We start from the raw sequence: 26,052 nt of genomic DNA, 5'->3' as shown, positions 1-26,052 counted from the left end.
ACTGTAAACAAGCCACGAAATCAAGTACTAAATCTGCTAAACTCCTCACGTCTTATCGGTTATTAACGAGAACGTCGTGAAAAAGATCCAAAGAACGCAAACCCGCGATCACATTACGCAAATGCTTCGCTATGAAATTCTTTCCGGCAATATAAAAGCGGGAGAAGAACTCGCGCAGGAAAGTATTGCGGAGCAGCTTGGTCTTTCACGAATGCCGGTTCGAGAAGCGCTACAGTCACTCGAACAGGAAGGTTTTTTAATCCGACTGCCCAACAGGCACATGCAGGTCGCGCATCTTGAGGCCGATCGCGTGAGTCATATTTTTCGCGTGATTGCCGCGATGGCCGCCGAAATGTTTTCGCTGATACCCAGCGAAGTAGGCGATGCCCTCCTGATACGTGCGCAAGCGCTGGCTGTCGCAGAAGACAAATCCTGCGAACTGGAGTGTCATGCGATGCTGATTTCTTATGTGAATAACCGCTATCTGGAAAAGGTGTATCAGCAGTTCCTGGACGGTTATGTCTCTTATGTTATTTTGCATCTGAAAAAAGATAATCAGGAGTCGGCGCAGCTTTTCGCTGAACTGGCTGACGTCATACGCCAGGGGCGGCGTGATGAGATTGGGCAAGTTATGCAGCGTTATTTCCTCTCTTTAGCAGAAATAATGCGTCAACATATGAAGGATTGGGAAAGTGCAGAAGCCTAAGTTAGGGAAGATTAAGCTTCTTTCAGCGAAAGAACAGGTCGCGGCAGTGCTGCGTAAAGCGATTCTTTCGAGGGAGTTAGTGGAAGGGCAAGAGATTACGTTAGAAGGCATTGCCAGAATGGTCGGCGTGTCCAGTATGCCAGTGCGCGAGGCGTTTCAGATTCTGGCGGCGGATGGGCTGATAAAAGTGCGCCCTAATAAAGGGGCGGTGGTGTTGGGCATCAATGAACAAACGATCCGTGAACACTATGAAATTCGCGCGCTGTTAGAAAGTGAGGCGGTGGCTAAAGCTTCTCGTCCTGGCACCGATATCTCGCGGATAGCCCAGGTGCATTATGCCGCTGAAAAGGCTCTCGCGGAAAATAACTCGGCGGAATACTCCGACCTGAATCAGGCATTTCATATGGAAATATGGAATGTTGCTGGCAACGAAAAAATGAAAATGTTGCTCTGTAATATGTGGAACGGCCTGTCGATGGGCCATAAGGTCACCGAAGAAGAGTATGCCGTGATTTCCATTCAGGAACATAAAAGTATTCTGCAAGCTCTTGAACTTCATGATGAAACATTGGCACGCCAGCGCATGCGCGAACACATTATTCGCTCAATGGAGAATATGCTGACCCGCTATGTTGGTGACCCTTCTGCCTGATCTTTTCGCCTGCGTGAGCATCGCAGGCGCTTCAACCAATTCTTCAATTCTATTAATCACGTCCAGTAACGATCTAACCACGATCTTGATGTAGATCCCACTCCTGCATCTTTCCTGAGAAACGATTTGACTTAGTTTTTGTATGGGAATAATTTCTCCCTGTCAACATTGGATACAATATCATATATCATTGATTGGATAATTATAAATATGGAACCCATTACCCTTACCTTATGTTTATTGGTGTTCGCTATCGTCATGTTTGTATGGGAAAAAGTGCCACTGGCCGTCACTTCCATGATTGTCTGCGTGGCCTTAGTGATCACCGGAGTTCTGAATATCAAACAGGCCTTTGCTGGCTTTATCGACACTAACGTCATCCTCTTTGTCGCGATGTTCATCGTGGGCGGCGCGTTGTTCGAGACCGGTATGGCAAACAAAGTGGGCGGCGTCATCACGCGCTTCGCGAAAACAGAAAAACAGCTGATCTTCACCATTATGGTGGTGGTGGGTTTGATGTCTGGCGTCCTTTCTAACACCGGTACCGCTGCGGTTTTGATTCCGGTGGTGATCGGCGTGGCGGCAAAATCGGGCTTCTCGCGTTCTCGTCTACTGATGCCGCTGGTTTTCGCCGCTGCGTTGGGCGGTAACCTGTCGTTAATTGGCGCGCCGGGAAATCTTATCGCGCAGTCTGCGCTACAGAATATTGGCGGCGGCTTTGGCTTTTTTGAATACGCAAAAATCGGTCTCCCGATGCTCATCTGCGGCATTCTCTACTTCCTGACTATTGGCTATCGCTTTCTGCCGAATAATGCGACCGGCGGTGAGGTGGGGAGCGTCGGGGAGCAACGTGACTACAGCCATGTTCCACAGTGGAAACAACGGCTCTCACTGGTGGTGTTGATCGCAACGATCCTCGGCATGATCTTTGAGAAGAAGATCGGTGTCAGCCTGGCCGTGACCGGTTGTATTGGCGCTCTTGTGCTGGTAGTAAGCGGCGTACTCACGGGAAAACAGGCCTATAAAGCCATTGATTCACAGACTATTTTTATCTTTGGCGGCACCCTGGCGCTGGCAAAAGCGCTGGAAATGACCGGGGCAGGCAAGCTGGTTGCGGACTATGTAATCGGCATGCTGGGGCAAAACTCCTCACCGTTCATGTTGCTGATCGCCGTTTTCGCCTTATCCGTTGTGATGACCAACTTTATGTCCAATACCGCAACGACAGCGCTATTGGTGCCGGTGAGTTTGTCCATTGCCGCAGGCATGGGGGCCGACCCGCGTGCGGTTCTGATGGCGACGGTCATTGGCGGTTCCTGCGCCTACGCAACCCCTATCGGTATGCCTGCCAACATGATGGTGCTCTCCGCGGGTGGCTATAAATTTGTCGACTACGCTAAGGCCGGTATCCCCCTGATTATCGTTTCAACCATTGTCAGCTTGATCCTGCTGCCAATCCTTTTCCCTTTTCATCCGTAATTAACTGAAGCTGTTCTGACTAAGGAGCATTTATGAGTAAAAGTGAACAGATATCCCATATGACCGACGTTATGGCCAAGTTTGTGGGATATACCGGCAAAGTTTTGCCTGATGATGTCACTGCAAAACTGGAAGATTTGCATAAGAAAGAGACCAGTAAACTGGCCGACGTCATCTTTACTACCATGATTGAGAACCAGCGTCTGGCGAAAGAGCTGGATCGACCTTCCTGCCAGGACACCGGTGTCATTCAGTTTCTGGTGGAGTGCGGGACGAACTTTCCGCTGATTGGCGAGCTGGAAGCGTTGTTGCGTGAGGCGGTGATCAAAGCAACTGTAGATTCTCCGCTGCGCCACAACAGCGTAGAAACTTTTGATGAATACAACACCGGTAAAAACGTGGGTAAAGGTACGCCGACGGTCTTCTGGGAAATCGTTCCCAATTCCGATCAGTGCAGCATTTATACCTATATGGCGGGCGGTGGTTGTTCTCTGCCGGGGAAAGCGATGGTGCTGATGCCGGGTGCAGGCTATGAAGGTGTGACCCGCTTTGTACTGGATGTGATGACCAGCTACGGCCTCAACGCTTGTCCGCCGCTGCTGGTTGGCGTGGGCGTAGCGACCTCTGTTGAAACGGCGGCACTGCTATCGAAAAAAGCGCTGATGCGTCCGATCGGTTCGCATAACGAGAATGAGCGTGCAGCCTCGCTGGAAAAAATGCTGGAAGACGGCATTAACAAAATTGGCCTGGGGCCGCAGGGGATGTCCGGTAATACCTCCGTTATGGGCGTGAACATTGAAAACACCGCGCGTCATCCTTCTACCATCGGCGTGGCGGTAAACGTCGGCTGCTGGTCGCACCGTAAAGGGCATATCGTTTTCGATAAAGATTTGAATTACACCATTACGTCTCACAGCGGAGTGAATTTCTGATGACTAAAAAAATCCTGACTACGCCAATTAAAGATGAAGATTTAGCGGATATTAAGGCTGGCGATATTATTTATCTCAATGGTCATATTGTTACCTGCCGTGACGTAGCCCATCGCCGTTTAATTGAAGGTGGTCGCGAGCTTCCGGTAGATGTTCGCGGCGGCGCTATTTTACACGCTGGCCCCATTGTCCGCCCAATTAAAGGCGAAGACGATAAGTTTGAAATGGTCTCCGTTGGACCAACCACCAGCATGCGTATGGAGAAATTCGAAAAAGAATTTATTGCGCAGACCGGCGTGAAATTAATTGTTGGTAAAGGCGGTATGGGTAAAGGTACCGAAGAGGGCTGTGCTGAACACAAAGCGCTGCACTGCGTATTCCCTGCCGGTTGTGCGGTTGTAGCCGCCGTGTGCGTGGAAGAAATTGAAGATGCCCAATGGCGCGATCTGGGGATGCCGGAAACTCTGTGGGTCTGTCGGGTTAAAGAGTTTGGCCCGCTGATTGTTTCTATTGATACCCATGGGAATAATCTGTTTGAACAGAACAAAATTATTTTTAATCAGCGTAAAGAGATCGTCGCTGATGAAATATGCCAGAACGTAAGTTTCATCAAATAAACCTGATTACGTAAATTGCACGATAATGGTGGTAATACGTTATGACGATAATAATAACCAAGGGCTCTGGCCGGGGGCGGCTCAGGGAAATCCACCCTTATTATTTCATCGTCATAAATAGCCCCATTATCGTGCCTCCTGCCTGAAGGCTATTTTATGACTAATGCAGCTCTGCTATTAGGTGAAGGCTTCACCCTGATGTTCCTCGGCATGGGGTTCGTGCTGGCGTTTCTGTTCCTGCTGATTTTCGCCATTCGCGGCATGTCTGCCGTGATTACTCGCTTCTTCCCGGAACCCGTCGCCGCGCCCGCACCGCGCGCCGTTCCCGCCGTGGACGACTTCACCCGCTTAAAGCCGGTGATTGCCGCCGCCATTCACCATCACCGCCACCACGTTTAATTTCCCGGAGGGATCCATGACCATTGCCATTACCGACGTCGTCCTGCGTGACGCCCACCAGTCCCTGTTCGCCACCCGCCTGCGCCTTGATGACATGCTGCCGATTGCCGCTCAGCTCGACGACGTGGGCTACGGCTCGCTGGAGTGCTGGGGCGGCGCCACCTTTGACGCCTGTATCCGCTTTCTCGGCGAAGACCCGTGGCTGCGCCTGCGCGAACTCAAAAAAGCCATGCCCAAAACCCCGCTGCAGATGCTGCTGCGTGGTCAGAACCTGCTCGGTTATCGCCACTACGCCGATGACGTGGTGGAACGCTTCATTGAGCGGGCGGTGAAAAACGGCATGGACGTGTTCCGCGTCTTCGATGCCATGAACGACCCGCGCAATATGAAAGCCGCACTGCAGGCGGTGCGCAGCCACGGCGCGCACGCCCAGGGCACGCTCTCGTACACCACCAGCCCGGCGCACACCCTGCAGACCTGGCTGGATTTAACGGAGCAACTGCTGGAAACCGGCGTTGACTCGATTGCCATCAAGGATATGTCCGGTATCCTGACGCCAGTGGCGGCGTATGACCTGGTCAGCGAAATCAAAAAACGCTATGACGTGCGCCTGCACCTGCACTGTCACGCCACCACCGGGATGGCGGAGATGGCCCTGCTGAAGGCTATCGAGGCGGGCGTCGACGGCGTCGACACGGCAATTTCGTCCATGAGCGCCACCTACGGCCACCCGGCCACCGAAGCGCTGGTGGCGACGTTGGCAGGTACTGAGCACGACACCGGGCTGGATATCCTGAAGCTGGAAAATATCGCCGCGTACTTCCGCGAGGTGCGCAAAAAGTATCACGCCTTTGAAGGCCAGCTGAAGGGCTACGACAGCCGTATTCTGGTGGCCCAGGTACCGGGCGGAATGCTCACCAACCTCGAAAGCCAGCTGAAGCAGCAGAACGCGGCGGACAAACTCGACCAGGTGCTGGCGGAAATCCCCCGCGTGCGCGAGGACCTCGGCTTTATCCCGCTGGTGACCCCCACCTCACAGATTGTCGGCACCCAGGCGGTGCTCAACGTCCTGACCGGCGAGCGCTACAAAACCATCGCCAAAGAAACCGCTGGCATTCTGAAAGGCGAATACGGCCACACCCCGGTGCCGGTGAACTCCGCGTTACAGGCCCGCGTGCTGGAAGGGGGCGCTCCGGTGACCTGCCGTCCGGCGGATTTACTCAAACCGGAACTGGCTGAACTGGAAGCGGACGTCAGGCGCCAGGCGCAGGAGAAGGGCATCACTCTGGCGGGAAACGCCATCGACGACGTGCTCACCGTGGCGCTGTTCCCGCAAATCGGCCTCAAATTCCTTGAGAACCGCCACAACCCGGCGGCGTTTGAGCCGGTGCCGCAGGCGGAAGCCGCGCAGCCGGTGGCAAAAGCAGAGAAGCCTGCCGCCTCCGGTATCTACACCGTGGAAGTGGAAGGCAAAGCCTTTGTGGTGAAGGTCAGCGACGGCGGCGATATCAGCCAGCTTACTGCGGCTGTTCCGGCAGCCTCTTCCGCACCGGTTCAGGCTGCCGCTCCCGCAGGCGCCGGCACCCCGGTCACCGCGCCGCTGGCGGGCAACATCTGGAAGGTGATTGCCACCGAGGGCCAGACGGTGGCCGAAGGCGATGTGCTGCTGATTCTGGAAGCCATGAAGATGGAAACCGAAATTCGCGCCGCGCAGGCCGGGACGGTACGCGGTATCGCGGTGAAGTCCGGCGATGCGGTCTCCGTCGGCGACACCCTGATGACGCTGGCGTAAGGACGAGGAGCGGAAATGGAAAGTCTGAACGCCCTGCTTCAGGGCATGGGGCTGATGCACCTTGGCGCAGGCCAGGCCATCATGCTGCTGGTCAGCCTGCTGCTGCTGTGGCTGGCGATAGCGAAGAAGTTCGAACCGTTGTTGCTGCTGCCGATAGGCTTCGGCGGGCTGCTCTCCAACATCCCGGAAGCGGGCATGGCGCTGACCGCGCTGGAAAGCCTGCTGGCGCATCACGACGCCGGGCAGCTGGCGGTGATTGCCGCGAAGCTGAACTGCGCGCCGGACGTGCACGCCATTAAAGAGGCATTAGCGCTGGCGCTGCCGTCGGTGCAGAGCCAGATGGAGAACCTGGCGGTGGACATGGGCTACACGCCGGGGGTGCTGGCGCTGTTCTATAAAGTGGCGATTGGCTCCGGTGTCGCGCCGCTGGTCATCTTTATGGGCGTGGGCGCGATGACCGACTTCGGCCCGCTGCTGGCCAACCCGCGCACCCTGCTGCTCGGCGCGGCGGCGCAGTTCGGCATCTTCGCCACCGTGCTGGGGGCGCTGACGCTGAACTACTTCGGCCTGATTTCCTTCACCCTGCCGCAGGCGGCGGCCATCGGCATTATCGGCGGCGCGGACGGCCCGACGGCGATTTATCTGTCGGGCAAGCTGGCCCCGGAGCTGCTGGGAGCCATCGCGGTGGCGGCGTACTCGTATATGGCGCTGGTGCCGTTAATCCAGCCACCGATTATGCGCGCGCTGACCAGCGAGAAAGAGCGGAAAATCCGCATGGTGCAGCTGCGCACGGTGAGTAAGCGGGAAAAAATCCTCTTCCCGGTGGTGCTGTTACTGCTGGTGGCGCTGCTGCTGCCGGACGCCGCGCCGCTGCTGGGGATGTTCTGCTTTGGCAATCTGATGCGCGAAAGCGGCGTGGTGGAGCGTCTGAGCGACACGGTACAGAACGGGCTGATTAATATCGTCACCATTTTCCTCGGGCTGTCGGTGGGCGCGAAGCTGGTCGCGGATAAGTTCCTGCAGCCGCAGACGCTGGGCATTCTGCTGCTGGGGGTGATTGCGTTCGGTATCGGGACGGCGGCCGGGGTGCTGATGGCGAAGCTGCTGAACCTGTGCAGTAAGAACAAAATCAACCCGCTTATCGGTTCGGCCGGCGTGTCGGCGGTGCCGATGGCGGCCCGCGTATCGAACAAGGTGGGCCTGGAATCAGACGCGCAGAACTTCCTGCTGATGCACGCGATGGGGCCGAACGTGGCCGGGGTGATTGGCTCGGCCATTGCGGCGGGCGTGATGCTGAAATACGTGCTGGCGATGTAATCCAATCTAACCGGGGGCAGTGATTCTGCTCCCGCAAAATGAGGACACAGTAATGAGTGAAATGGTTGCGTTTCGGCAAGGTACATCCATGCCATCCAGAGAAACCATCTTGCGCTATGTTGTTGAGACGGTGAATCAGATAACTGAGCTTGAGCCAGCGCTGCATTTGCTGCCGTGGTCCGGCGTCAACTCAGCAATACATGAGCAACGTTTTGCACAGTGTTACGACGAGGGGCTTTGTGCCGCACAGACGTCGGCACCGAATGTTCCGCAGGGGATTCTGCCATCAACCGATTGGGCTCAGGGTATCGGGTTACTCTGTTTTGCCGCAGGGTATATGAGCGCAGGCGAGCGGCCATTAACACACAATCAGTTATGCGATTTCGTCAAACAGGCGGCTGTTGGTTTATCGCCGATTGAGGGGGAGGCGGCGAGCGGTTTCTCGACGGTACGTAGTATTGCATTACCCGTATTCAGGCGATTGCAACGCGATGGTCACGCGTCTCGGGTCCTGCTGTTACAAACGTTGCTGCATCTGGTCGCCTGGAAAAGCGCATCGCAGTATGCGCGTCAACAGGCGCAACGACTGCTCTGGATGGGCGGCATTTTGGGGGAAGGGGGGGAGCATAGCCTGCTTGTACTGGATAAGGCGCTGCGTGAAGAAGCCGTCGGGGAGAAAAGTCTCCCCGCTCTGCTGATCTTCACGAGTTTCCTGGCGCATTTTCCGGCAGGGCCAGTCTTTATTGACTAGTCGTCGAACGACGCGGGCAAAAGCCGCGTCGTTTTAGTTCGACGCCGGGTATTCCTGCACCGTCACCTGGAACGTGAGCTGCTTATCATCCCGCATTACCACGACCGGAATGACGGAGCCCGGGCGAATTTCCGCCACCTGATCCATCGTCTCCAGCGCGGACACGGCGGGTTTATTATTGACCGAAATAATCAAATCATTAACCTGAATACCGGCAAGCGCGGCGGGGCCGTTTGGCGTCACTTCATTAACGACAATGCCCTGAATCGGGTCCATGCCGCTACCCTGCTGCGCGTGCAGCGGCGCGATTTCTCGTCCGCCAATACCGATATAGCCGCGAATCACGCGACCGTCGCGGATAAGCTTATCCATAATTTTCGTGGCTAGCTGGAAGGGAATCGCAAAACCAAGGCCTTCCGGCGTTTCGCCATCGTTACTCTTATCAAAAGAGAGGGTGTTGATCCCCATCAGTTCGCCTAACGAGTTGACCAGCGCGCCGCCGGAATTACCGTGGTTAATCGAGGCGTCGGTTTGGAGAAAATTCTGTCGCCCCGTCGGGTTCAGGCCGATACGACCCGTTGCGCTGATGATCCCCTGGGTGATGGTCTGTCCCAGATTATATGGGTTGCCGATAGCCAGTACGACGTCTCCAATATGCGGTGTACGCTTTGTATTAATCGGGATGGTAGGCAGCCCGCCAGTGGCGTTGATCTTCAGCACCGCCAGGTCGGTAAGCGAATCGGAGCCAACCAGTAGCGCTTCAAAGACGCGGCCATCCTGTAGCGCGACGATAATCTGATCGGCATCGTTAATCACGTGCTTGTTGGTAATAATATAACCGCGTTGATCCATGATCACGCCGGAACCCAGCGTGCGGATCTCCAGTTGATTATGCGCGGTACTGTTCATACTGCGGTTATAGACATTGACGACGGCAGGCGCGGCGCGGCGAACCGCAAAATTATAACTGGCTGGCGTCTCATCGGTACTGTCGAATTGCGGGACGGTGATAGGATTAATTTTGCGCAAAAAAGGCATGACGGCCAACAGAATAGCGCCGACAATTAAACCTATTGCGACCGAACGTAAGAGCTTCACAAACATGATGGAGGCGTCGTTAAAAAAGGGAACGGCAGCAGCATACCATGAGTTAACCGGACATCACATCGCAGGCTGATGCCCGGTTTAAGACAGGATTAGCGCAGCAATAGATAAATGTTCTCGTTGCCGCGTACTACCTGAAGAGCAATGATGGACGGTTTTGCCGCCATCACTTTGCGCATTTCGGCGATAGAACTGATGCGATCGCGATTAACGCCGATGATAACATCATCTTTTTGCAAACCGGCCTGCGCGGCAGGACTGCTTTTTTCGACGCTATCAACCTTAACGCCTTTCGTCCCGTCTTTCAGTTGGCCGTCGCTCAACGTCGCGCCTTGCAACGCCGGGGCGATCATTTCGGCGCTGGCGGAAGAAGAGGTATTGGAATCCAGCGTGACTTCCACCTCCAGCGGCTTACCATCGCGCAGCAGGCCCAGCTTCACTTTCGTGCCCGGTTCGGTGGTGGCGATACGTGAACGCAGTTCGGCAAAGCTATTCAGCTGCTTACCGTTAAGACTGATAATCACGTCTCCGGATTTCACCCCGGCCTTCGCCGAACCTGAATTGGGTAAAACCTCGCTGACAAAAGCGCCACGCTGAACGTTCAGTTTGAATGCCTTGGCGATATCAGCGGTCATTTCAGTGCCTTTAATTCCCAGCAATCCGCGTTTGATTTCGCCGAACTGAATCAACTGCTGCGCCAGCGTCTGCGCCATATTGGAAGGAATAGCAAAGCCAATGCCGATGCTCCCGCCCCCTGGCGCGAGGATCGCGGTATTAATCCCGATCAGCTCGCCGTTCAGGTTAAGCAGCGCGCCGCCGGAGTTGCCGCGGTTAATAGAGGCATCGGTTTGAATAAAGTTCTCAAGCCCTTCCAGATTAAGCCCGCTGCGTCCCAGCGCTGAAATAATCCCGGAGGTGGCGGTTTGTCCAAGACCAAACGGATTACCGACCGCCACGGCGAAATCGCCGACGCGGAGTTTGTCGGAATCGGCGATGGCAATTTGCGTTAACTTGCTGGGATTCTGAATTTGTAACAGAGCGATATCGCTCTGGTCGTCGCCGCCGATCAGCTTCGCGTCGAATTCGCGTCCGTCATTCAGTTGAATACTGATCTTCTGTGCCTGATTAATCACATGATTATTGGTTAATACATAGCCTTTCGCGGCATCGATAATCACCCCCGAACCGAGTCCTTCAAACGGCTGGGACGGCTGGTCTGGCAGATCCTCGCCAAAGAATTTTTTAAACTCCTCCGGCACTTTTTGGCTCTGGGCGGCGGTTCCCTCGACTTTTACGCTGACGACAGCAGGCAGCACTTTCTCCAGCATAGGGGCAAGGCTTGGCAGCGTCGCCTGGCCTGGCACCTGGCCTGGTATCGATGCAAGGGCTGGAAACGGCGCCGAAAGAGTTAACCCGACACTTAACGCTAATGCACTTAACAGCTGGGTGTGTTTTTTCATGGATGCTGCTCTCGTACCTTGAATGAACGGATAGACAATTCAAAACAGATTGATGTTATTGAATTTTCAGCCTGGTAACAATGATAATAGCTGGGACAGGAAAGATAGAGAGAGGGCGCAAGCGATGCGCCCGATAAATTTCTTAACGGCGTGCGATTAATCGCGCTTTGCGCCGCTACGTAACAGGCCAGACGCGCCTTCAGAATAATCACGTGGCATTTGTACTGGCGCCTGATCGTTGCTCGCCTCAGACTCCGCCAGACGGTTACGGAACGGATTCGACTCCGCAGACATTTCCGGCAGCAGGCTGCTGGAGCTTTTCGCCATATGCTGGTACAGCTGGCGGTAATCATGCGCCATGGTATCCAGCAGTTCCGCGCTGCGAGCAAAGTGGCTAACCAGCTCTTCACGGTACTCTTCCAGCTCAGCTTTGTTTTTTTCCAGTTCGTACTGCAATGCCTGCTGTTGACGTAACTTACGATTACCAAAACGCATGGCCACGGCACCAATGATGATACCGACGACTAATCCAATTAGCGCATATTCCCAGGTCATGAACATCTCCCGTTGTCTTATGTTTCCGTAGGGTGTTGGCTCCAGGCTCCATGCCCGCGCCTGATTATGCCACTATAACCGCTAATTCCGTAGAAGTGGAATCCCGACAGCATATCGCGTAGTGTAGAACGGCCTTTTTTTCGTCAGCCGTGAACGACGGCACATCGATTTTCAAGGAATAACAATAACATTATGCAAAGCCTTTCCCCTACATCGCGTTATCTCCAGGCACTCAACGAAGGCACCCATCAGCCTGACGACGTACAGAAAGAGGCGGTCGACCGTCTGGAAACCCTTTATCAGGCGCTCACCGCGAAAAAATCGTCGGCTACGCCACCCGGCGGACTGATAGCGCGACTGGGGAAATTATTAGGCAAAAACGAACCGGACGCGCAAATACCGGTTCGCGGGCTGTATATGTGGGGGGGCGTGGGTCGCGGCAAAACCTGGCTCATGGATCTCTTCTACCACAGCCTGCCGGGTGAGCGAAAATTACGCCTGCATTTTCATCGGCTTATGCTGCGCGTGCATGAAGAACTTACCGCGCTACAGGGACAGATCGATCCGTTAGACATTATTGCCGATCGGTTTAAAACCGAGACGGACGTACTGTGTTTCGATGAGTTTTTCGTCACCGATATTACCGACGCCATGCTGCTGGGCGGTTTAATGAAAGCGCTGTTTGCACGCGGCATTACGCTGGTCGCGACCTCCAATATTCCGCCGGATGAACTCTACCGCAACGGTTTGCAACGCGCCCGCTTCCTGCCGGCTATCGATGCCATTAAACAGCACTGCGACATTATGAATGTGGACGCCGGCGTCGATTACCGGCTGCGGACGCTGACGCAGGCCCATTTATGGCTAACGCCGCTTAATGATGAAACCCGGCGGCAAATGGATAAACTGTGGCTGGCGTTAGCGGGGGCCGCGCGCGAGCACGCTCCGACGCTGGAAATCAATCATCGCTCTTTATCCACCCTGGGCGTTGAAAACCAAACGCTAGCGGTCTCTTTCGCTACGCTGTGCGTCGAGGCCCGCAGCCAGCATGATTACATTGCGCTCTCAAGGTTATTTCACACGGTTCTGCTGTTTGACGTGCCGGTCATGACGCCGCTGATGGAGAACGAAGCGCGCCGCTTTATTGCGCTGGTGGATGAGTTTTACGAGCGCCACGTTAAGCTGGTGGTCAGCGCCGCCGCACCGTTATATGAAATTTATCAGGGGGAACGGCTCAAGTTTGAATTTCAGCGCTGTCTGTCACGCCTGCAAGAGATGCAGAGTGCGGAGTACCTCAAGCGGGAGCATATGCCGTAAGCCGGACAAGCGCAGCGCCCCGGCATTATGCGGTATTATATCTGTGCAACCTCCCCGACCGAGGGGGAACCAGGCCTGAACAAAACCCGCGGCAAATCGCAAAAAGGGGTCGATCTTTGACCTGGACTTCTCTATAATCCTGCGACCCCACGTTACAAGAGAGTTTTTTCCCAAACTTTCTCTGTGCCGGCCAAACATATCCGAGGGGGTAGGTTTACCGGACTTTGTCGTGTGAACCTCAACTATTTAAAACGTTTGGGTGTTCACCAACGTGTAACTTATTTATTTGGGTAAGCTTTTAATGAAAACTTTTACAGCTAAACCAGAAACCGTAAAACGCGACTGGTATGTTGTTGACGCGACCGGTAAAACTCTGGGCCGTCTGGCTACTGAACTGGCTCGTCGCCTGCGCGGTAAGCACAAAGCGGAATACACTCCGCACGTAGATACCGGTGATTACATCATTGTTCTGAACGCTGACAAAGTTGCTGTAACCGGCAACAAGCGTACTGACAAAGTGTACTATCACCACACCGGCCACATCGGTGGTATCAAACAAGCGACCTTTGAAGAGATGATTGCCCGCCGTCCTGAGCGTGTGATTGAAATCGCGGTTAAAGGCATGCTGCCAAAAGGCCCGCTGGGTCGTGCTATGTTCCGTAAACTGAAAGTTTACGCGGGCAACGAGCACAACCACGCGGCACAGCAACCGCAAGTTCTTGACATCTAATCGGGATTATAGGCAATGGCTGAAAATCAATACTACGGCACTGGTCGCCGCAAAAGTTCCGCAGCTCGCGTGTTTATCAAACCGGGCAACGGTAAAATCGTTATCAACCAACGTTCTCTGGAACAGTACTTCGGTCGTGAAACTGCCCGCATGGTAGTTCGTCAGCCGCTGGAACTGGTCGACATGGTTGAGAAACTGGATCTGTACATCACTGTTAAAGGTGGTGGTATCTCTGGTCAGGCTGGTGCGATCCGTCACGGTATCACCCGCGCTCTGATGGAGTACGACGAGTCCCTGCGTGGCGAACTGCGTAAAGCTGGCTTCGTTACTCGTGACGCTCGTCAGGTTGAACGTAAGAAAGTCGGCCTGCGTAAAGCACGTCGTCGTCCGCAGTTCTCCAAACGTTAATGGGGTTCTGCTTCGGCAGACAACTGTTAGCGAAAAAACCCGCTTCGGCGGGTTTTTTTATGGCTAAAGTCCGAATCCAGTCTCTTTTCCTCCCTATCTTTAGCATTATTCTCATCTTATTCATTTTTCATGCACGCTCAGAGAAAAGGAAGTCACAGTGGGATTTTTTAACGCATTGTTTACTAAGAAAGAGTCGTTAATGCTGTCGAATAAATGGGAATTCTTTATAACAACGGTGGATGACCATGTTACGGGGATACGTGTGGATATCGGCGCCATCCAGGATGAAAAATTTGATCGCCTTATCCATACCGGGTTCTTACGTGTTCATTACACCAACTGTTATGAAAATGGTTTGCCGCAGCCCGATGAAACACAGCGTTTAAATCGTATAGAGGACTGGCTTGATGAAAAGGGGAAGACGTTTCCGATCTGGCTGGTGGGTGTGGTTACCCAACAAGGCTGGCGCGATTTTGTGTTCATGTCGGAAGAGGATCTTAACTGGGAAAAGACGCTGGATAAATTGCTCGCTGGTGGCCCGGAAATCTCTTTTAGTTATAGAGAGAGTCACAATGATAAAGGAAACTTTTACCGCCAGTTCTTGTATCCAACCCGATACGACTGGAACTGGATACACGATTCCCGCGTGTGCCGGGGATTACAGGAACAAGGTGATGATCTGACGCTTCCGCGCGCTATTGATTATTATGCGACATTGCCTACAGAAGTCGCCGCGCGCGACCTGGCGCAAGATATTGCTGCATTACCGTATGGCATAACGCTGGTCAGTATTCGAATGAATGACCCGCAACAGGAGTTTATGGCGTCTTTTATCAGCACCGATGCTCCGCAACAATGGCATATGACAGAAATCACTTGCCAGCTTACCGATCTGGCTGAAAAACATGGCGGCAGTTTTGATGGCTGGGGCGCACCGGTAGTACAGGCATAACAGGCGAAAGACAATATCTCAGGTGGGGCGAGCATTTCAGACCAGGAATATCTCTTTTTCCTCATTTCCAGAATCGACTCACCACAAAGGTCACAAAATCTGGTAAACTATCATCCAATTTTCTGCCCAAATAGCGGGGAATGTTCATTTTTTGTCTCGTTTCTGAGCAATGATGGCTTTTTTCGCCTTGGGTGACATAACATCTGGCTGGTCACATTGTGGCTGGTAGCAGTAAAAATTCTGAATATACCTGGAGGTTTTCATGGCTGTCGCTGCCAACAAACGTTCGGTAATAACGCTGTTTTCTGGTCCTACTGACATCTATAGCCATCAGGTCCGCATTGTGTTGGCTGAAAAGGGTGTTAGTTTTGAGATCGAACATGTGGAAAAGGACAATCCACCTCAGGATCTGATTGACCTCAACCCGAATCAAAGCGTTCCGACACTGGTGGATCGTGAGCTGACCCTGTGGGAATCTCGCATCATTATGGAATATCTGGATGAGCGTTTCCCTCATCCGCCGCTGATGCCGGTTTATCCGGTCGCGCGCGGTGAAAGCCGTCTGTACATGCACCGTATTGAAAAAGACTGGTATACGCTGATGAACGTCATCGTAAACGGGTCTGCTTCCGAGGCCGACTCTGCGCGTAAACAACTGCGTGAAGAGCTGCTGGCGATTGCGCCGGTATTTGGTCAGAAACCGTATTTCCTGAGCGACGAATTCAGCCTGGTTGATTGCTACCTGGCGCCTCTCCTGTGGCGTTTACCGCAGTTGGGTATTGAATTCAGCGGCGCAGGGGCGAAAGAGCTGAAAGGCTATATGACCCGCGTCTTTGAACGTGATTCTTTCCTGGCTTCTTTAACCGAAGCTGAACGTGAAATGCGCCTCGGTCGGGGTTAACCTGTATGGATTTGTCACAGTTGACGCCGCGTCGTCCTTATCTGTTGCGTGCTTTCTACGAGTGGTTGCTGGATAACCAGTTGACCCCGCATCTGGTGGTGGATGTGATGCTGCCTGGCGTGCATGTCCCTATGGAATATGCGCGCGATGGGCAAATCGTCCTCAATATTGCGCCGCGAGCGGTAGGTAATCTGGAGCTGTCTAATGATGAAGTGCGTTTTAATGCGCGCTTCGGCGGCGTTCCCCGTCAGGTTTCTGTGCCTTTGGCTGCGGTGCTGGCGATTTACGCCCGTGAAAATGGCGCAGGCACCATGTTTGAGCCTGAAGCCGCCTATGATGAAGACGTTGTCAGCTTAAATGATGATGACAATACCGCAGGCGCGGAAAGCGAGACCGTGATGTCCGTCATTGATGGTGATAAGCCCGACCACGATGACGACAGTAGTCCTGATGACGAGCCGCCTCCGCCGCGTGGCGGACGTCCGGCGCTGCGTGTAGTAAAATAATCAACAGGCCCTGAAGGGCCTGTTTTGTTTGGTCTCCTCTCGGGTTCACCCTGCTTTTAAAGCTGTGTTACGATAAGCTTGCTATTATTTGCCACCGACCACTCATGAATGGACGTTATGAACGCATTTGATTCGCAAGCAGAAGATTCTCCGACATCCCTCGGGCGTAGTTTGCGCCGCCGCCCGCTGGCGCGTAAAAAACTGTCTGAAATGGTTGAGGAAGAGCTGGAGCAGATGATCCGCCGTCATGAGTTTGGCGAGGGAGAACAGCTACCGTCTGAACGTGAATTAATGGCCTTCTTCAATGTGGGACGTCCCTCCGTGCGTGAAGCGTTAGCTGCGCTGAAGCGTAAAGGTCTGGTGCAAATCAATAACGGCGAACGCGCCCGCGTCTCGCGCCCCTCCGCTGATACCATCATCAGTGAACTGTCGGGTATGGCGAAAGATTTTCTTACTCATCCTGGCGGCATCGCTCACTTTGAACAGCTACGGCTTTTCTTTGAATCCAGCCTGGTACGCTATGCGGCGGAACATGCTACCGACGAGCAGATCGCGTTGTTAACGAAAGCGCTGGAAATTAATAGCCAGTCGCTGGATGACAACGCGCTGTTTATTCGTTCAGATGTCGAGTTTCACCGGGTGCTGGCTGAAATTCCCGGCAATCCGATCTTTATGGCTATTCATGTTGCTCTGCTGGACTGGCTAATCGCCGCTCGCCCAAGCGTTCCCGATCGTGAGCTGCATGAACATAATAACGTGAGTTATCAACAACATATTGTGATTGTTGATGCCATTCGCCAGCGAGATCCCGATAAAGCGGATCGCGCTCTGCAAACCCACCTCAATAGCGTTTCCGCTACCTGGCACGCGCTCGGTAAAAAAAGTCAAAAAATGCGGTAGCGATCGCACCTCCGATCCCGGTTTAGTGAAGCAGATCGCACTATAAGCGTTCTGTATTATTTGCTGCTTATTTGATCTGGTATAACAGGTATAAAGGTAGGTAGTTAATATATTCATCATCCGTAGAGGTAGGTATGGCAAAAGCATTGCAAGGCGTAATGGCGGCGTTGTTGACCCCATTTGATTATCAGCAGCAACTGGATAGCGAAAGCCTGCGCCGTCTGGTGCGTTTTAACATCGGGCAGGGTATCGACGGGCTGTACGTTGGCGGTTCCACCGGGGAAGCATTCGTACAGAGCCTTGCTGAAAGAGAGCAGGTACTGGAGATTGTCGCCGAAGAGGCGAAGGGAAAAATCACGTTGATCGCCCATGTCGGGACGGTAAGCACCGCAGAAAGCCAGCAGCTTGCCAGCGCCGCAAAGCGTTACGGTTTTGATGCGGTCTCTGCGGTGACGCCTTTTTATTACCCTTTCAGTTTTGAAGAGCACTGTGACCACTATCGGGCAATCATTGATTCCGCAGATGGATTGCCGATGGTGGTATACAACATTCCGGCGTTAAGCGGCGTAAAACTTACCCTCGATCAGATCAATACGCTGGTGACATTACCGGGCGTGAGCGCGCTGAAGCAAACCTCCGGCGATCTCTTCCAGATGGAGCAGATCCGCCGCGCGCATCCGGATCTGGTGCTGTACAACGGTTATGACGAAATCTTCGCTTCCGGCCTGCTGGCGGGCGCGGACGGCGGTATCGGCAGCACATACAACATTATGGGCTGGCGTTATCATGGGATTGTTCAGGCATTACGTGAGGGCGATGTGGCGAAAGCGCAGCGCCTGCAAACCGAGTGCAATAAGGTTATTGATTTACTGATTAAAACCGGCGTATTCCGCGGCCTGAAAACGGTCCTGCATTATATGGACGTGCTATCGGTGCCGCTGTGTCGTGAACCGTTTGCGCCTGTTGATGAAAAATACCTGCCGGCGCTCAAGGCGCTGGCTCAACAACTGATGGAAGAAAAGGCGTAACAGCATAATGCCGGGGGCGCTACGCTTGCCCGGCCTACAACAGTGCGAACAGTAGGCCGGATAAGGCGGAGCCGCCATTCGGCATAACGACAACAAAAATCGTCGGGAGAGTAAAATGAGTACTTCTACCCAGAACATCCCGTGGTATCGCCATCTCAACCGGGCGCAATGGCGGGCATTTTCCGCTGCCTGGCTGGGATATCTGCTTGATGGTTTTGATTTTGTGTTGATTGCTCTTGTACTGACTGAGGTACAAAGCGAATTTGGGCTGACGACGGTACAGGCGGCAAGCCTGATTTCTGCGGCTTTTATCTCTCGCTGGTTCGGCGGGTTATTACTGGGCGCGATGGGCGATCGCTATGGGCGTCGTCTGGCGATGGTCAGCAGCATCATTCTGTTTTCGGTGGGAACCCTGGCATGCGGGTTTGCGCCCGGTTACACCACCATGTTCATCGCCCGACTGGTGATTGGTATGGGCATGGCGGGCGAATATGGTTCCAGCGCGACCTATGTGATTGAAAGCTGGCCAAAACATTTACGCAATAAAGCCAGCGGTTTTCTGATTTCCGGCTTCTCCGTCGGCGCGGTCGTTGCCGCGCAGGTGTACAGCCTGGTGGTGCCTGTCTGGGGCTGGCGCGCGCTGTTTTTCATTGGCATTTTGCCAATTATCTTCGCTCTCTGGCTGCGGAAAAACATTCCGGAAGCGGAAGACTGGAAAGAGAAACACGCGGGTAAAGCGCCGGTACGTACGATGGTCGACATTCTTTATCGGGGCGAACATCGCATCATCAACATTTTAATGACTTTCGCCGCCGCCGCTGCGCTGTGGTTCTGTTTTGCCGGTAACCTACAAAATGCTGCGATTGTGGCGGGGCTGGGACTACTGTGCGCGGTTATCTTTACCAGCTTTATGGTGCAGAGCAGCGGTAAACGCTGGCCCACTGGCGTCATGCTGATGCTGGTGGTACTGTTTGCTTTCCTCTATTCCTGGCCGATTCAGGCGCTATTACCCACTTATCTGAAAACCGAGCTGGCCTACGATCCGCATACGGTGGCGAATGTCCTGTTCTTTAGCGGATTTGGCGCGGCGGTTGGTTGCTGCGTAGGCGGTTTTCTTGGCGACTGGCTGGGAACGCGTAAAGCATATGTCTGTAGCCTGCTGGCCTCGCAAATCCTCATTATTCCGGTCTTTGCGATTGGCGGCACAAACGTCTGGGTTCTGGGTCTGCTACTGTTTTTCCAACAGATGTTGGGGCAGGGGATTGCCGGGATTCTGCCGAAACTGATCGGCGGTTACTTCGATACCGATCAGCGCGCGGCGGGGCTGGGCTTTACTTATAACGTCGGCGCGCTCGGCGGCGCGTTGGCGCCGATCCTGGGAGCGCTGATCGCTCAACGTCTGGATTTGGGCACTGCGCTGGCATCGCTCTCTTTCAGCCTGACGTTTGTCGTGATCCTGCTTATTGGGCTTGATATGCCGTCTCGCGTACAGCGTTGGCTACGTCCGGAAGCGTTACGCACCCACGATGCTATCGACGACAAACCGTTCAGCGGAGCCGTACCGCTTGGCAGTGGTAAAGGTGCCTTTGTAAAAACGAAAAGTTAATCCGCTTGCCCGGTTTTCAACCGGGCAATATTTGTAAGGGAGTAGTATGTCGTTACTTGAACAACTGGATAAAAATATTGCCGCTTCTGGCGGCCTGATTGTCTCCTGCCAGCCCGTTCCGGGCAGTCCGCTGGATAAGCCGGAGATTGTAGCGGCAATGGCGTTGGCAGCGGAACAGGCGGGCGCGGTTGCGGTGCGTATTGAAGGCATAGACAACCTGCGTATGGCCCGCTCGCTCGTTTCGGTACCCATTATCGGTATTATCAAACGCGATCTGGACGACTCTCCAGTGCGCATTACCCCTTTTCTCGACGATGTAGATGCGCTGGCGCAGGCCGGCGCAAATATTATCGCCGTTGATGGAACCGCTCGGCAACGGCCGGTAGCCGTTGAGGCGTTGTTGGCGCGCATTCATCACCACCATCTACTGGCGATGGCCGACTGCTCATCCGTGGACGATGGACTTGCCTGCCAACGGTTGGGCGCGGACATTATCGGCACGACGATGTCCGGCTACACCACCCCCGATACGCCGGAGGAACCCGATCTGCCCTTAGTCAAAGCGTTGCATGACGCCGGATGTCGGGTGATAGCCGAAGGACGCTATAACTCGCCAGCACTGGCGGCGGAGGCGATCCGTTATGGCGCATGGGCGGTGACGGTAGGGTCCGCCATTACCCGTCTGGAACATATCTGTGGATGGTATAACGACGCATTAAAAAAGGCGGCGTCATGACTACGTTAGCAATCGATATTGGCGGGACTAAACTTGCCGCCGCGCTCATCGACAACAACTTGCGCATTAGCCAGCGTCGCGAGCTGCCGACCCCCGCGAGCAAAACGCCGGACGCATTACGTGAAGCATTAAAGGCGCTGGTTGAACCGCTACGGACAGAGGCGCGTCAGGTAGCGATAGCTTCTACCGGGATCATTCAGGAAGGGATGCTGCTGGCGCTAAACCCCCATAATCTGGGCGGCTTGCTACACTTTCCGTTAGTGCAAACACTGGAAACGATCGCTGGCCTGCCGACGCTGGCGGTGAACGACGCGCAGGCGGCGGCCTGGGCGGAGTATCACGCGCTCCCTGATGATATCCGCGATATGGTATTTATCACCGTTTCAACCGGCGTTGGCGGCGGCGTTGTCTGCGACGGCAAGCTCCTTACCGGAAAAGGCGGTCTGGCCGGGCACCTGGGACACACCCTGGCGGACCCACACGGGCCCGTATGCGGCTGTGGACGCGTTGGCTGCGTAGAGGCCATCGCCTCTGGACGAGGGATGGCCGCGGCGGCGCGGGACGATCTGGCGGGATGCGACGCCAAAACCCTATTTATTCGCGCTGGCGAAGGTCATCAGCAGGCGCGACATCTGGTAAGCCAATCCGCGCAGGTAATAGCGCGAATGATCGCCGATGTGAAAGCGACTACCGACTGCCAGTGTGTGGTCATTGGCGGCAGCGTAGGGTTAGCTGAGGGATACCTGGAGCAGGTTCGCGCGTTTTTGATGCAAGAGCCTGCGCCTTATCACGTGGCGCTGAGCGCCGCTCGCTATCGGCATGACGCAGGATTATTAGGCGCTGCGTTGTTAGCTCAAGGAGACACATTATGATGATGGGGGAAGTACAGTCGTTGCCTTCTTGCGGGTTGCATCCGCGATTGTTGGATGCCTTGACTCTCGCGCTGGCGGCAAGGCCGCAGGAGAAAGCGCCGGGGCGCTATGAATTGCAGGGCGACAATGTCTTTATGAATGTAATGCAGTTAACGACGCAAATGCCGGCCGAGAAGAAAGCGGAATTGCATGAACAATACATTGATATTCAGCTACTACTAACCGGCGTCGAGCGTATTGCGTTTGGGATGTCCGGTGCCGCTCGCCAGTGCGAGGAGATGCACGTTGAAGAGGATTACCAGCTTTGTAGTCAAATTGTCGACGAGCAGACTATTACGCTGCAAGCGGGGATGTTTGCTGTGTTTATGCCGGGAGAACCGCATAAACCGGGATGTGCAGTGGGTGAGCCGGATGACATCAAGAAAGTGGTAGTGAAAGTACGCGCCAGTCTGCTGGCGGCCTGAATCTCTTGCCGGAGCAGTCTTCCGAACGCAGCCCCTTACGGGGCTGCGTGGTGAATGTGCCGGAGAGCGCGGGTATGACGGGTTAACGCTTAAACGTCACGGCTTCCGGCTGGGTCAGGTGCAGCGTCGTCTGGCTCGGCACCGTCTCGGCAATTACCCGCCCGTGGCGAATCGAGTAACGGGCAGGCGTCTGGCGACGTACCGCGTCGAATCCATTCTCAGCGGGTAAGATAACCAGATTCGCGGCATTGCCGACGCTCAGACCGTAGTCCTGCAGGTGCAAAGTTTTTGCGCTGTGGATAGTGATCAGATTTAACCCGTCGTTGATTTGCCCATACCCCATCAACTGGCAAACGTGTAACCCCATATGCAGCACCTGCAGCATATTGGCGGTGCCTAATGGATACCACGGGTCGAAGACGTCATCATGGCCAAAGCAGACGTTGATCCCCGCTTCCAGCATCTCTTTCACCCGCGTGACGCCACGACGTTTCGGGTAAGTGTCAAACCGTCCTTGCAGATGAATATTCACCAGCGGGTTGGCAACGAAGTTAATCCCCGACATTTTCAACAGGCGGAACAAGCGTGACGCATACGCGCCGTTGTACGAGTGCATAGCCGTGGTATGGCTGGCGGTCACGCGCGCCCCCATGCCATCACGATGCGCCAGCGCCGCGACCGTTTCGACAAAGCGAGACTGCTCGTCATCAATTTCGTCGCAGTGCACATCGATCAAGCGATCGTATTTCTGCGCCAGGGCGAAGGTTTTGTGCAGCGATTCAACGCCATATTCCCGCGTGAACTCAAAGTGCGGAATGGCGCCAATAACGTCAGCGCCCAAACGCACGGCTTCCTCTAACAGCGCTTCACCGTTAGGATAAGACAGAATACCTTCTTGCGGAAAGGCGACAATTTGCAGGTCTACCCACGGCGCAACCTCTTGCTTCACTTCCAGCATGGCTTTCAGCGCGGTGAGCGTAGGATCTGAAACGTCAACGTGAGTACGAACGTACTGGATGCCGTTAGCCATCTGCCATTTCAGGGTCTGCATCGCGCGCGCTTTCACATCTTCATGCGTGAGCATTGCTTTACGTTCTGCCCAGCGCTCAATCCCTTCAAACAGTGTGCCGGACTGGTTCCAGCTCGGTTCACCCGCCGTTTGCGTGGTATCCAGGTGGATATGTGGCTCAACAAACGGTGGAATAGCCAGGCCGCCTTCGGCATCAAGCACTTCGCCCTGCGGTAACGATGCGGCTTCCTGAGGCTCAATCCGGCTAAAGCGCCCGTTTTCAATCGTAATCTGCCATAATCCTTCGTGTCCCTGCAGACGCGTCTGACGAATAGTGATGTTATTGTTCTGCATGGCTGACCTCTGGTGATTTAGCAAGGCTGCGGTTGAAAAGTGGATTCAGCAGGATATAGCTGAAGACGCCGCCGAGTACGGCGTTGACGGGCACAATACCAGGAACATAATGTCCGGCGGCGATGCCCAGCGCGACGGAAAGAATAGCAATCCAGTTAACGGGAATAAAGCGCACGGTGTTGAAGTCGGCATAGCGGCGGCGGTTCAACAGATAGTCGGCAATAATCACTCCGCCAATCGGTGGGATGGCAGATGACAGGAACGTCAGCCAGCCGACAAAATTATTGTAAAGCCACAGCGCGCACACGGTACCGATAATCCCGTTCACCACCGACAGCGTGCGGCTGGAAAGACCGGTAATATTGGCGAAGCCCAGACCCGATGCGTACAGCGCGTTATCGTTGGTGGTCCAGATATTCAGGCCAAGCACCACAATCGCGGGCAGCAGCAGCCCCTGCGCTATCATCACGTCAGAGATATCCGCCTGACCGACGGCGGCAGCGCCTGCCGCGCCAAAGATAAACATCAGCGAGTTGCCGAGGAAAAAAGCGATCATCGCAATCAGTACGGCGCTTTTGGCATGACGCCCGAAGCGGACGAAGTCGGCGGTCAATGTACCGGCGCTGACAAACGATCCCACCACCAGCGCCAGCGCGCTGGAAAAATCCAGCGGCGTCTGCGGCACTATCGTTTTTAAATGCTCCAGCCCACCCACGCCGCTGATCGCCAGCCAGACGGAGTAGCTGCCCAGTATAACGATCGCGGGTACGGCAATGATAGACAAAATGGTCAACGCCGAGATGCCGAAAAAAATGGTCAGGGTCATCAGTAGACCCGAAACGGCAATCAGAATATTGGCATCAATGCCCGTCGCTTTACTGACCGGAATAGCGAACATCGCTACGCCAACGCCAAACCAGCCTACCTGTGTGCCGCCTAGCAGCAGCGAGGGAAGCCATGATCCTTTAACGCCAAAGGAGTAACGTGCAAGGAGGTGGGTGGAGAGTCCGGTTTTTGCGCCGATGTAACCAAGAAATGCAGTGTAGATACCGAGGAGGAGATTACCGAAGAGAACTGCGAGGAAGAAATCATTATAAGAAAGACCGGTGCCGAGTGTCCCTCCGGTCCACATACTGGCGGAAAAAAACGTTAAACCCAACATGACAAACGTCAGTGGAATCACGCCCTTCCGCGCCGCCAGAGGGACGGGGCCCTGGCTATAATTGTTGTCCTGCGACACAACGCCTCCATGAATTTTGCCCAAAAAATCCGCCGCATAATATACAGTTCTCAGAATAAAGCAAACGTTTTCGTATGATATTTTTTTGATAATTATTCATGGCATTAATTGTTCGCTAGTTTTTCTCCGTTGTCAGTGAACCACCGCGTGTGAGTTGAGTTTCCAGCATGGTTTGCGAACGAATAAGTTCGTCTGTGAGTAATTTTTCGTCGGGCAACTGCACTTTGTACTCGCTCGCCATGATGGTGTTTGGCAGGCCAGTCAGCGCGTAATGCGCTTCCCCCGCGCCTTTCCCTGCGCACAAAACCAGGCCGACTGGCGGGTTTTCTCCGGGCATTGTCCAGTGCTCTTTGGCATAGTTCAGGTACATATTCATCTGCCCGGCATCCGCATAACCGAATTTGCCTACCTTCAGGTCAACGAGCAACAGGCAGCGCAAGCGACGATGGAAGAACAGCAGATCGACGCGGAACCAGCTATCGTCTATGCGTAGTCGGCGTTGGCGGCCAACAAAAGCAAAATCGTCACCGAGCTCCAGCATAAAGTCCATCAGGTGGCTGAGCAGCGCGTCTTCGAGATCTGATTCGGAATACTCGTCCTTCAGGTTAAGAAATTCCAGAATGAACGGGTCGCGTATAGCTTGCTCCGGCAAAACGTTTGGCTCGGCGGGTGCAGGTTGCTGCAGCATGGCGGATTTGTCGTGGGACAGTAGCGTTCGTTCGTAAAACTGAGTGGCGATTTGCCTGTCGAGCTGCCGTACGGACCAGCCGTTACGTAGCGTCTCTTTCTCGTAAAAAGTGCGGGCATCGGGATTTTTTACCGACAAGAGGCGGACATACGCCGACCAGGGGAGTGGGAATGTTTTGGCGAGCGGTATGAGATTTGAAAATTCCGCAGACAGTGTCTGCGGAATTTCAATGTGTTGAAAACAAAGATAAAATGTACGAATTTGCCATAGGTTTCTGGTGGAAAAACCGCGCTTATAGCGCTGACTTAAATCTACCGATAATCGTTCGATAAGCTGGGTGCCATAGGCCGCTCGCGCTTCTCCTCCCTGTTCAAATTCGACAATACGTCGGCCAATTTCCCAGTAGGTGGCAGTCATAATGGCATTGATGCTGCGCACGGTCTCGGTACGTGCCGTATCGACCAGACGAATAATACCGTCATGAATTTGCTGATATTCATCAGACTGTGGCGCTAAAGTTGGATTCGTCATGTCATCCCTTACGTGATAGTTTCATTGTGAAATTAGAACGCTATCA

General features: G+C 54.1%; 27 protein-coding genes. 21 read left to right on the top strand and 6 right to left on the bottom strand.

Translation table 11 applies throughout. The annotated features are described in order from the left end of the window. Positions 1-76: 76 nt before the first annotated feature. From ACFK9X_RS21300 to ACFK9X_RS21260, 9 genes are all read left to right on the top strand, one after another. Positions 77-706 carry a GntR family transcriptional regulator gene (locus ACFK9X_RS21300; RefSeq protein ID WP_000723776.1) on the top strand — a complete coding sequence of 210 codons (630 nt, stop codon included), beginning with the start codon at positions 77-79 and terminating at the stop codon, positions 704-706. Beyond that, positions 693-1,358: a GntR family transcriptional regulator gene (locus ACFK9X_RS21295; RefSeq protein ID WP_001171585.1), complete on the top strand. Its 666-nt coding sequence runs from the start codon at positions 693-695 to the stop codon at positions 1,356-1,358. The genes ACFK9X_RS21300 and ACFK9X_RS21295 overlap by 14 nt, the downstream gene beginning before the upstream one ends. Before the next feature lie 210 nt (positions 1,359-1,568). Continuing rightward, complete coding sequence (locus tag ACFK9X_RS21290) at positions 1,569-2,837, top strand: SLC13 family permease (RefSeq protein WP_151117637.1); 1,269 nt, start codon at positions 1,569-1,571, stop codon at positions 2,835-2,837. A gap of 32 nt (positions 2,838-2,869) precedes the next feature. After that, positions 2,870-3,769 (top strand): L(+)-tartrate dehydratase subunit alpha, encoded by a 900-nt coding sequence (gene ttdA, locus ACFK9X_RS21285; RefSeq protein WP_000045349.1) that lies wholly within the window; start codon positions 2,870-2,872, stop codon positions 3,767-3,769. Continuing rightward, positions 3,769-4,386, top strand: a complete 618-nt coding sequence (ttdB, locus tag ACFK9X_RS21280) for a L(+)-tartrate dehydratase subunit beta (RefSeq protein WP_000162405.1) — start codon at positions 3,769-3,771, stop codon at positions 4,384-4,386. The genes ttdA and ttdB overlap by 1 nt, the downstream gene beginning before the upstream one ends. Before the next feature lie 156 nt (positions 4,387-4,542). After that, positions 4,543-4,785, top strand: coding sequence for an oxaloacetate decarboxylase subunit gamma (locus tag ACFK9X_RS21275; RefSeq protein ID WP_000180119.1), 243 nt, complete (start codon positions 4,543-4,545; stop codon positions 4,783-4,785). A gap of 16 nt (positions 4,786-4,801) precedes the next feature. Further along, positions 4,802-6,577, top strand: a complete 1,776-nt coding sequence (gene oadA / locus ACFK9X_RS21270; RefSeq protein ID WP_151117636.1) for a sodium-extruding oxaloacetate decarboxylase subunit alpha — start codon at positions 4,802-4,804, stop codon at positions 6,575-6,577. A 15-nt stretch (positions 6,578-6,592) separates the two neighbouring features. Next, complete coding sequence (locus tag ACFK9X_RS21265) at positions 6,593-7,894, top strand: oxalacetate decarboxylase subunit beta (RefSeq protein ID WP_000444885.1); 1,302 nt, start codon at positions 6,593-6,595, stop codon at positions 7,892-7,894. A gap of 19 nt (positions 7,895-7,913) precedes the next feature. Beyond that, positions 7,914-8,645: a triphosphoribosyl-dephospho-CoA synthase gene (locus ACFK9X_RS21260; RefSeq protein WP_024792581.1), complete on the top strand. Its 732-nt coding sequence runs from the start codon at positions 7,914-7,916 to the stop codon at positions 8,643-8,645. Between the two features lie 33 nt (positions 8,646-8,678). Here ACFK9X_RS21260 and degS read toward each other — a convergent pair whose 3' ends face one another. The 3 genes from degS to zapG form a co-directional block, all read right to left on the bottom strand. Next, the gene (gene degS, locus ACFK9X_RS21255) at positions 8,679-9,749 is read right to left on the bottom strand and encodes an outer membrane-stress sensor serine endopeptidase DegS (RefSeq protein ID WP_151117635.1); all 1,071 of its coding nucleotides are present in this window, start codon (positions 9,747-9,749) and stop codon (positions 8,679-8,681) included. A 92-nt stretch (positions 9,750-9,841) separates the two neighbouring features. Next, positions 9,842-11,209 (bottom strand): serine endoprotease DegQ, encoded by a 1,368-nt coding sequence (degQ, locus tag ACFK9X_RS21250; RefSeq protein WP_000716692.1) that lies wholly within the window; start codon positions 11,207-11,209, stop codon positions 9,842-9,844. A gap of 156 nt (positions 11,210-11,365) precedes the next feature. Continuing rightward, the gene (gene zapG, locus ACFK9X_RS21245) at positions 11,366-11,764 is read right to left on the bottom strand and encodes a Z-ring associated protein ZapG (protein WP_001519074.1); all 399 of its coding nucleotides are present in this window, start codon (positions 11,762-11,764) and stop codon (positions 11,366-11,368) included. Positions 11,765-11,956: 192 nt separating this feature from the next. Between zapG and zapE the strand changes: the two genes are divergently transcribed. The 12 genes from zapE to nanQ all read left to right on the top strand — a co-directional run bounded on the left by zapE (position 11,957) and on the right by nanQ (position 22,184). Beyond that, positions 11,957-13,081 carry a cell division protein ZapE gene (zapE, locus tag ACFK9X_RS21240; RefSeq protein WP_079970259.1) on the top strand — a complete coding sequence of 375 codons (1,125 nt, stop codon included), beginning with the start codon at positions 11,957-11,959 and terminating at the stop codon, positions 13,079-13,081. A gap of 301 nt (positions 13,082-13,382) precedes the next feature. Further along, complete coding sequence (rplM, locus tag ACFK9X_RS21235; RefSeq protein WP_000847559.1) at positions 13,383-13,811, top strand: 50S ribosomal protein L13; 429 nt, start codon at positions 13,383-13,385, stop codon at positions 13,809-13,811. A 15-nt stretch (positions 13,812-13,826) separates the two neighbouring features. Further along, entirely contained in the window at positions 13,827-14,219 is a 393-nt protein-coding gene (rpsI, locus tag ACFK9X_RS21230; RefSeq protein WP_000829815.1) for a 30S ribosomal protein S9, read from the top strand. A gap of 199 nt (positions 14,220-14,418) precedes the next feature. Further along, complete coding sequence (locus ACFK9X_RS21225; protein WP_151117634.1) at positions 14,419-15,171, top strand: DUF695 domain-containing protein; 753 nt, start codon at positions 14,419-14,421, stop codon at positions 15,169-15,171. Positions 15,172-15,433: 262 nt separating this feature from the next. Then, the gene (sspA, locus tag ACFK9X_RS21220; RefSeq protein WP_151117631.1) at positions 15,434-16,072 is read left to right on the top strand and encodes a stringent starvation protein SspA; all 639 of its coding nucleotides are present in this window, start codon (positions 15,434-15,436) and stop codon (positions 16,070-16,072) included. 5 nt (positions 16,073-16,077) lie between these two features. Then, entirely contained in the window at positions 16,078-16,578 is a 501-nt protein-coding gene (gene sspB, locus ACFK9X_RS21215) for a ClpXP protease specificity-enhancing factor (RefSeq protein WP_000366112.1), read from the top strand. A gap of 108 nt (positions 16,579-16,686) precedes the next feature. Next, on the top strand, positions 16,687-17,478 hold the full coding sequence (gene nanR / locus ACFK9X_RS21210) for a transcriptional regulator NanR (RefSeq protein WP_000382926.1): 792 nt from the start codon (positions 16,687-16,689) through the stop codon (positions 17,476-17,478). Positions 17,479-17,612: 134 nt separating this feature from the next. Beyond that, entirely contained in the window at positions 17,613-18,506 is an 894-nt protein-coding gene (gene nanA / locus ACFK9X_RS21205) for an N-acetylneuraminate lyase (protein WP_151117628.1), read from the top strand. A gap of 115 nt (positions 18,507-18,621) precedes the next feature. After that, positions 18,622-20,112, top strand: coding sequence for a sialic acid transporter NanT (nanT, locus tag ACFK9X_RS21200; protein WP_151117624.1), 1,491 nt, complete (start codon positions 18,622-18,624; stop codon positions 20,110-20,112). 46 nt (positions 20,113-20,158) lie between these two features. Beyond that, positions 20,159-20,848, top strand: coding sequence for an N-acetylmannosamine-6-phosphate 2-epimerase (locus ACFK9X_RS21195; protein ID WP_023193808.1), 690 nt, complete (start codon positions 20,159-20,161; stop codon positions 20,846-20,848). Then, on the top strand, positions 20,845-21,720 hold the full coding sequence (gene nanK, locus ACFK9X_RS21190; protein WP_058116077.1) for an N-acetylmannosamine kinase: 876 nt from the start codon (positions 20,845-20,847) through the stop codon (positions 21,718-21,720). Before ACFK9X_RS21195 ends, nanK begins: the two co-directional genes overlap by 4 nt. Beyond that, a complete protein-coding gene (gene nanQ, locus ACFK9X_RS21185; protein WP_000979905.1) occupies positions 21,717-22,184 on the top strand; it encodes an N-acetylneuraminate anomerase in 468 nt (155 codons plus the stop codon). The genes nanK and nanQ overlap by 4 nt, the downstream gene beginning before the upstream one ends. Before the next feature lie 82 nt (positions 22,185-22,266). Here the strand turns inward: nanQ and ACFK9X_RS21180 are convergent, their stop codons facing one another. From ACFK9X_RS21180 to ACFK9X_RS21170, 3 genes are all read right to left on the bottom strand, one after another. Continuing rightward, positions 22,267-23,547 (bottom strand): cytosine deaminase, encoded by a 1,281-nt coding sequence (locus ACFK9X_RS21180; RefSeq protein ID WP_001180685.1) that lies wholly within the window; start codon positions 23,545-23,547, stop codon positions 22,267-22,269. After that, positions 23,534-24,787, bottom strand: coding sequence for a cytosine permease (gene codB, locus ACFK9X_RS21175; RefSeq protein ID WP_000076261.1), 1,254 nt, complete (start codon positions 24,785-24,787; stop codon positions 23,534-23,536). The genes ACFK9X_RS21180 and codB overlap by 14 nt, the downstream gene beginning before the upstream one ends. 115 nt (positions 24,788-24,902) lie before the next feature. Then, positions 24,903-26,006 carry a YhcG family protein gene (locus ACFK9X_RS21170; RefSeq protein ID WP_020899289.1) on the bottom strand — a complete coding sequence of 368 codons (1,104 nt, stop codon included), beginning with the start codon at positions 26,004-26,006 and terminating at the stop codon, positions 24,903-24,905. Positions 26,007-26,052 lie beyond the last annotated feature (46 nt).

Origin of the sequence: Salmonella sp. WC3, assembly GCF_042932255.1 — a bacterium.
Classification (GTDB): domain Bacteria; phylum Pseudomonadota; class Gammaproteobacteria; order Enterobacterales; family Enterobacteriaceae; genus Salmonella; species Salmonella enterica.
The sequence above is the reverse complement of the archived record's forward strand: the minus strand, read 5'-3'. Positions and strand labels throughout refer to the sequence as shown.

Excerpts from the sequence above, each read along its gene's own strand:
- nanT (WP_151117624.1), top strand. The coding sequence starts at position 18,622 with ATGAGTACTTCTACCCAGAACATCCCGTGGTATCGCCATCTCAACCGG.
- ACFK9X_RS21180 (WP_001180685.1), bottom strand. The coding sequence starts at position 23,547 with ATGCAGAACAATAACATCACTATTCGTCAGACGCGTCTGCAGGGACAC.
- rpsI (WP_000829815.1), top strand. The coding sequence starts at position 13,827 with ATGGCTGAAAATCAATACTACGGCACTGGTCGCCGCAAAAGTTCCGCA.
- oadA (WP_151117636.1), top strand. The coding sequence starts at position 4,802 with ATGACCATTGCCATTACCGACGTCGTCCTGCGTGACGCCCACCAGTCC.
- ttdB (WP_000162405.1), top strand. The coding sequence starts at position 3,769 with ATGACTAAAAAAATCCTGACTACGCCAATTAAAGATGAAGATTTAGCG.
- sspB (WP_000366112.1), top strand. The coding sequence starts at position 16,078 with ATGGATTTGTCACAGTTGACGCCGCGTCGTCCTTATCTGTTGCGTGCT.
- zapE (WP_079970259.1), top strand. The coding sequence starts at position 11,957 with ATGCAAAGCCTTTCCCCTACATCGCGTTATCTCCAGGCACTCAACGAA.
- ACFK9X_RS21170 (WP_020899289.1), bottom strand. The coding sequence starts at position 26,006 with ATGACGAATCCAACTTTAGCGCCACAGTCTGATGAATATCAGCAAATT.
- nanA (WP_151117628.1), top strand. The coding sequence starts at position 17,613 with ATGGCAAAAGCATTGCAAGGCGTAATGGCGGCGTTGTTGACCCCATTT.
- ACFK9X_RS21290 (WP_151117637.1), top strand. The coding sequence starts at position 1,569 with ATGGAACCCATTACCCTTACCTTATGTTTATTGGTGTTCGCTATCGTC.
- degS (WP_151117635.1), bottom strand. The coding sequence starts at position 9,749 with ATGTTTGTGAAGCTCTTACGTTCGGTCGCAATAGGTTTAATTGTCGGC.
- sspA (WP_151117631.1), top strand. The coding sequence starts at position 15,434 with ATGGCTGTCGCTGCCAACAAACGTTCGGTAATAACGCTGTTTTCTGGT.
- ACFK9X_RS21265 (WP_000444885.1), top strand. The coding sequence starts at position 6,593 with ATGGAAAGTCTGAACGCCCTGCTTCAGGGCATGGGGCTGATGCACCTT.
- ACFK9X_RS21275 (WP_000180119.1), top strand. The coding sequence starts at position 4,543 with ATGACTAATGCAGCTCTGCTATTAGGTGAAGGCTTCACCCTGATGTTC.
- nanK (WP_058116077.1), top strand. The coding sequence starts at position 20,845 with ATGACTACGTTAGCAATCGATATTGGCGGGACTAAACTTGCCGCCGCG.
- nanR (WP_000382926.1), top strand. The coding sequence starts at position 16,687 with ATGGACGTTATGAACGCATTTGATTCGCAAGCAGAAGATTCTCCGACA.
- rplM (WP_000847559.1), top strand. The coding sequence starts at position 13,383 with ATGAAAACTTTTACAGCTAAACCAGAAACCGTAAAACGCGACTGGTAT.
- ACFK9X_RS21225 (WP_151117634.1), top strand. The coding sequence starts at position 14,419 with ATGCTGTCGAATAAATGGGAATTCTTTATAACAACGGTGGATGACCAT.
- degQ (WP_000716692.1), bottom strand. The coding sequence starts at position 11,209 with ATGAAAAAACACACCCAGCTGTTAAGTGCATTAGCGTTAAGTGTCGGG.
- ACFK9X_RS21195 (WP_023193808.1), top strand. The coding sequence starts at position 20,159 with ATGTCGTTACTTGAACAACTGGATAAAAATATTGCCGCTTCTGGCGGC.
- zapG (WP_001519074.1), bottom strand. The coding sequence starts at position 11,764 with ATGACCTGGGAATATGCGCTAATTGGATTAGTCGTCGGTATCATCATT.
- nanQ (WP_000979905.1), top strand. The coding sequence starts at position 21,717 with ATGATGATGGGGGAAGTACAGTCGTTGCCTTCTTGCGGGTTGCATCCG.
- ttdA (WP_000045349.1), top strand. The coding sequence starts at position 2,870 with ATGAGTAAAAGTGAACAGATATCCCATATGACCGACGTTATGGCCAAG.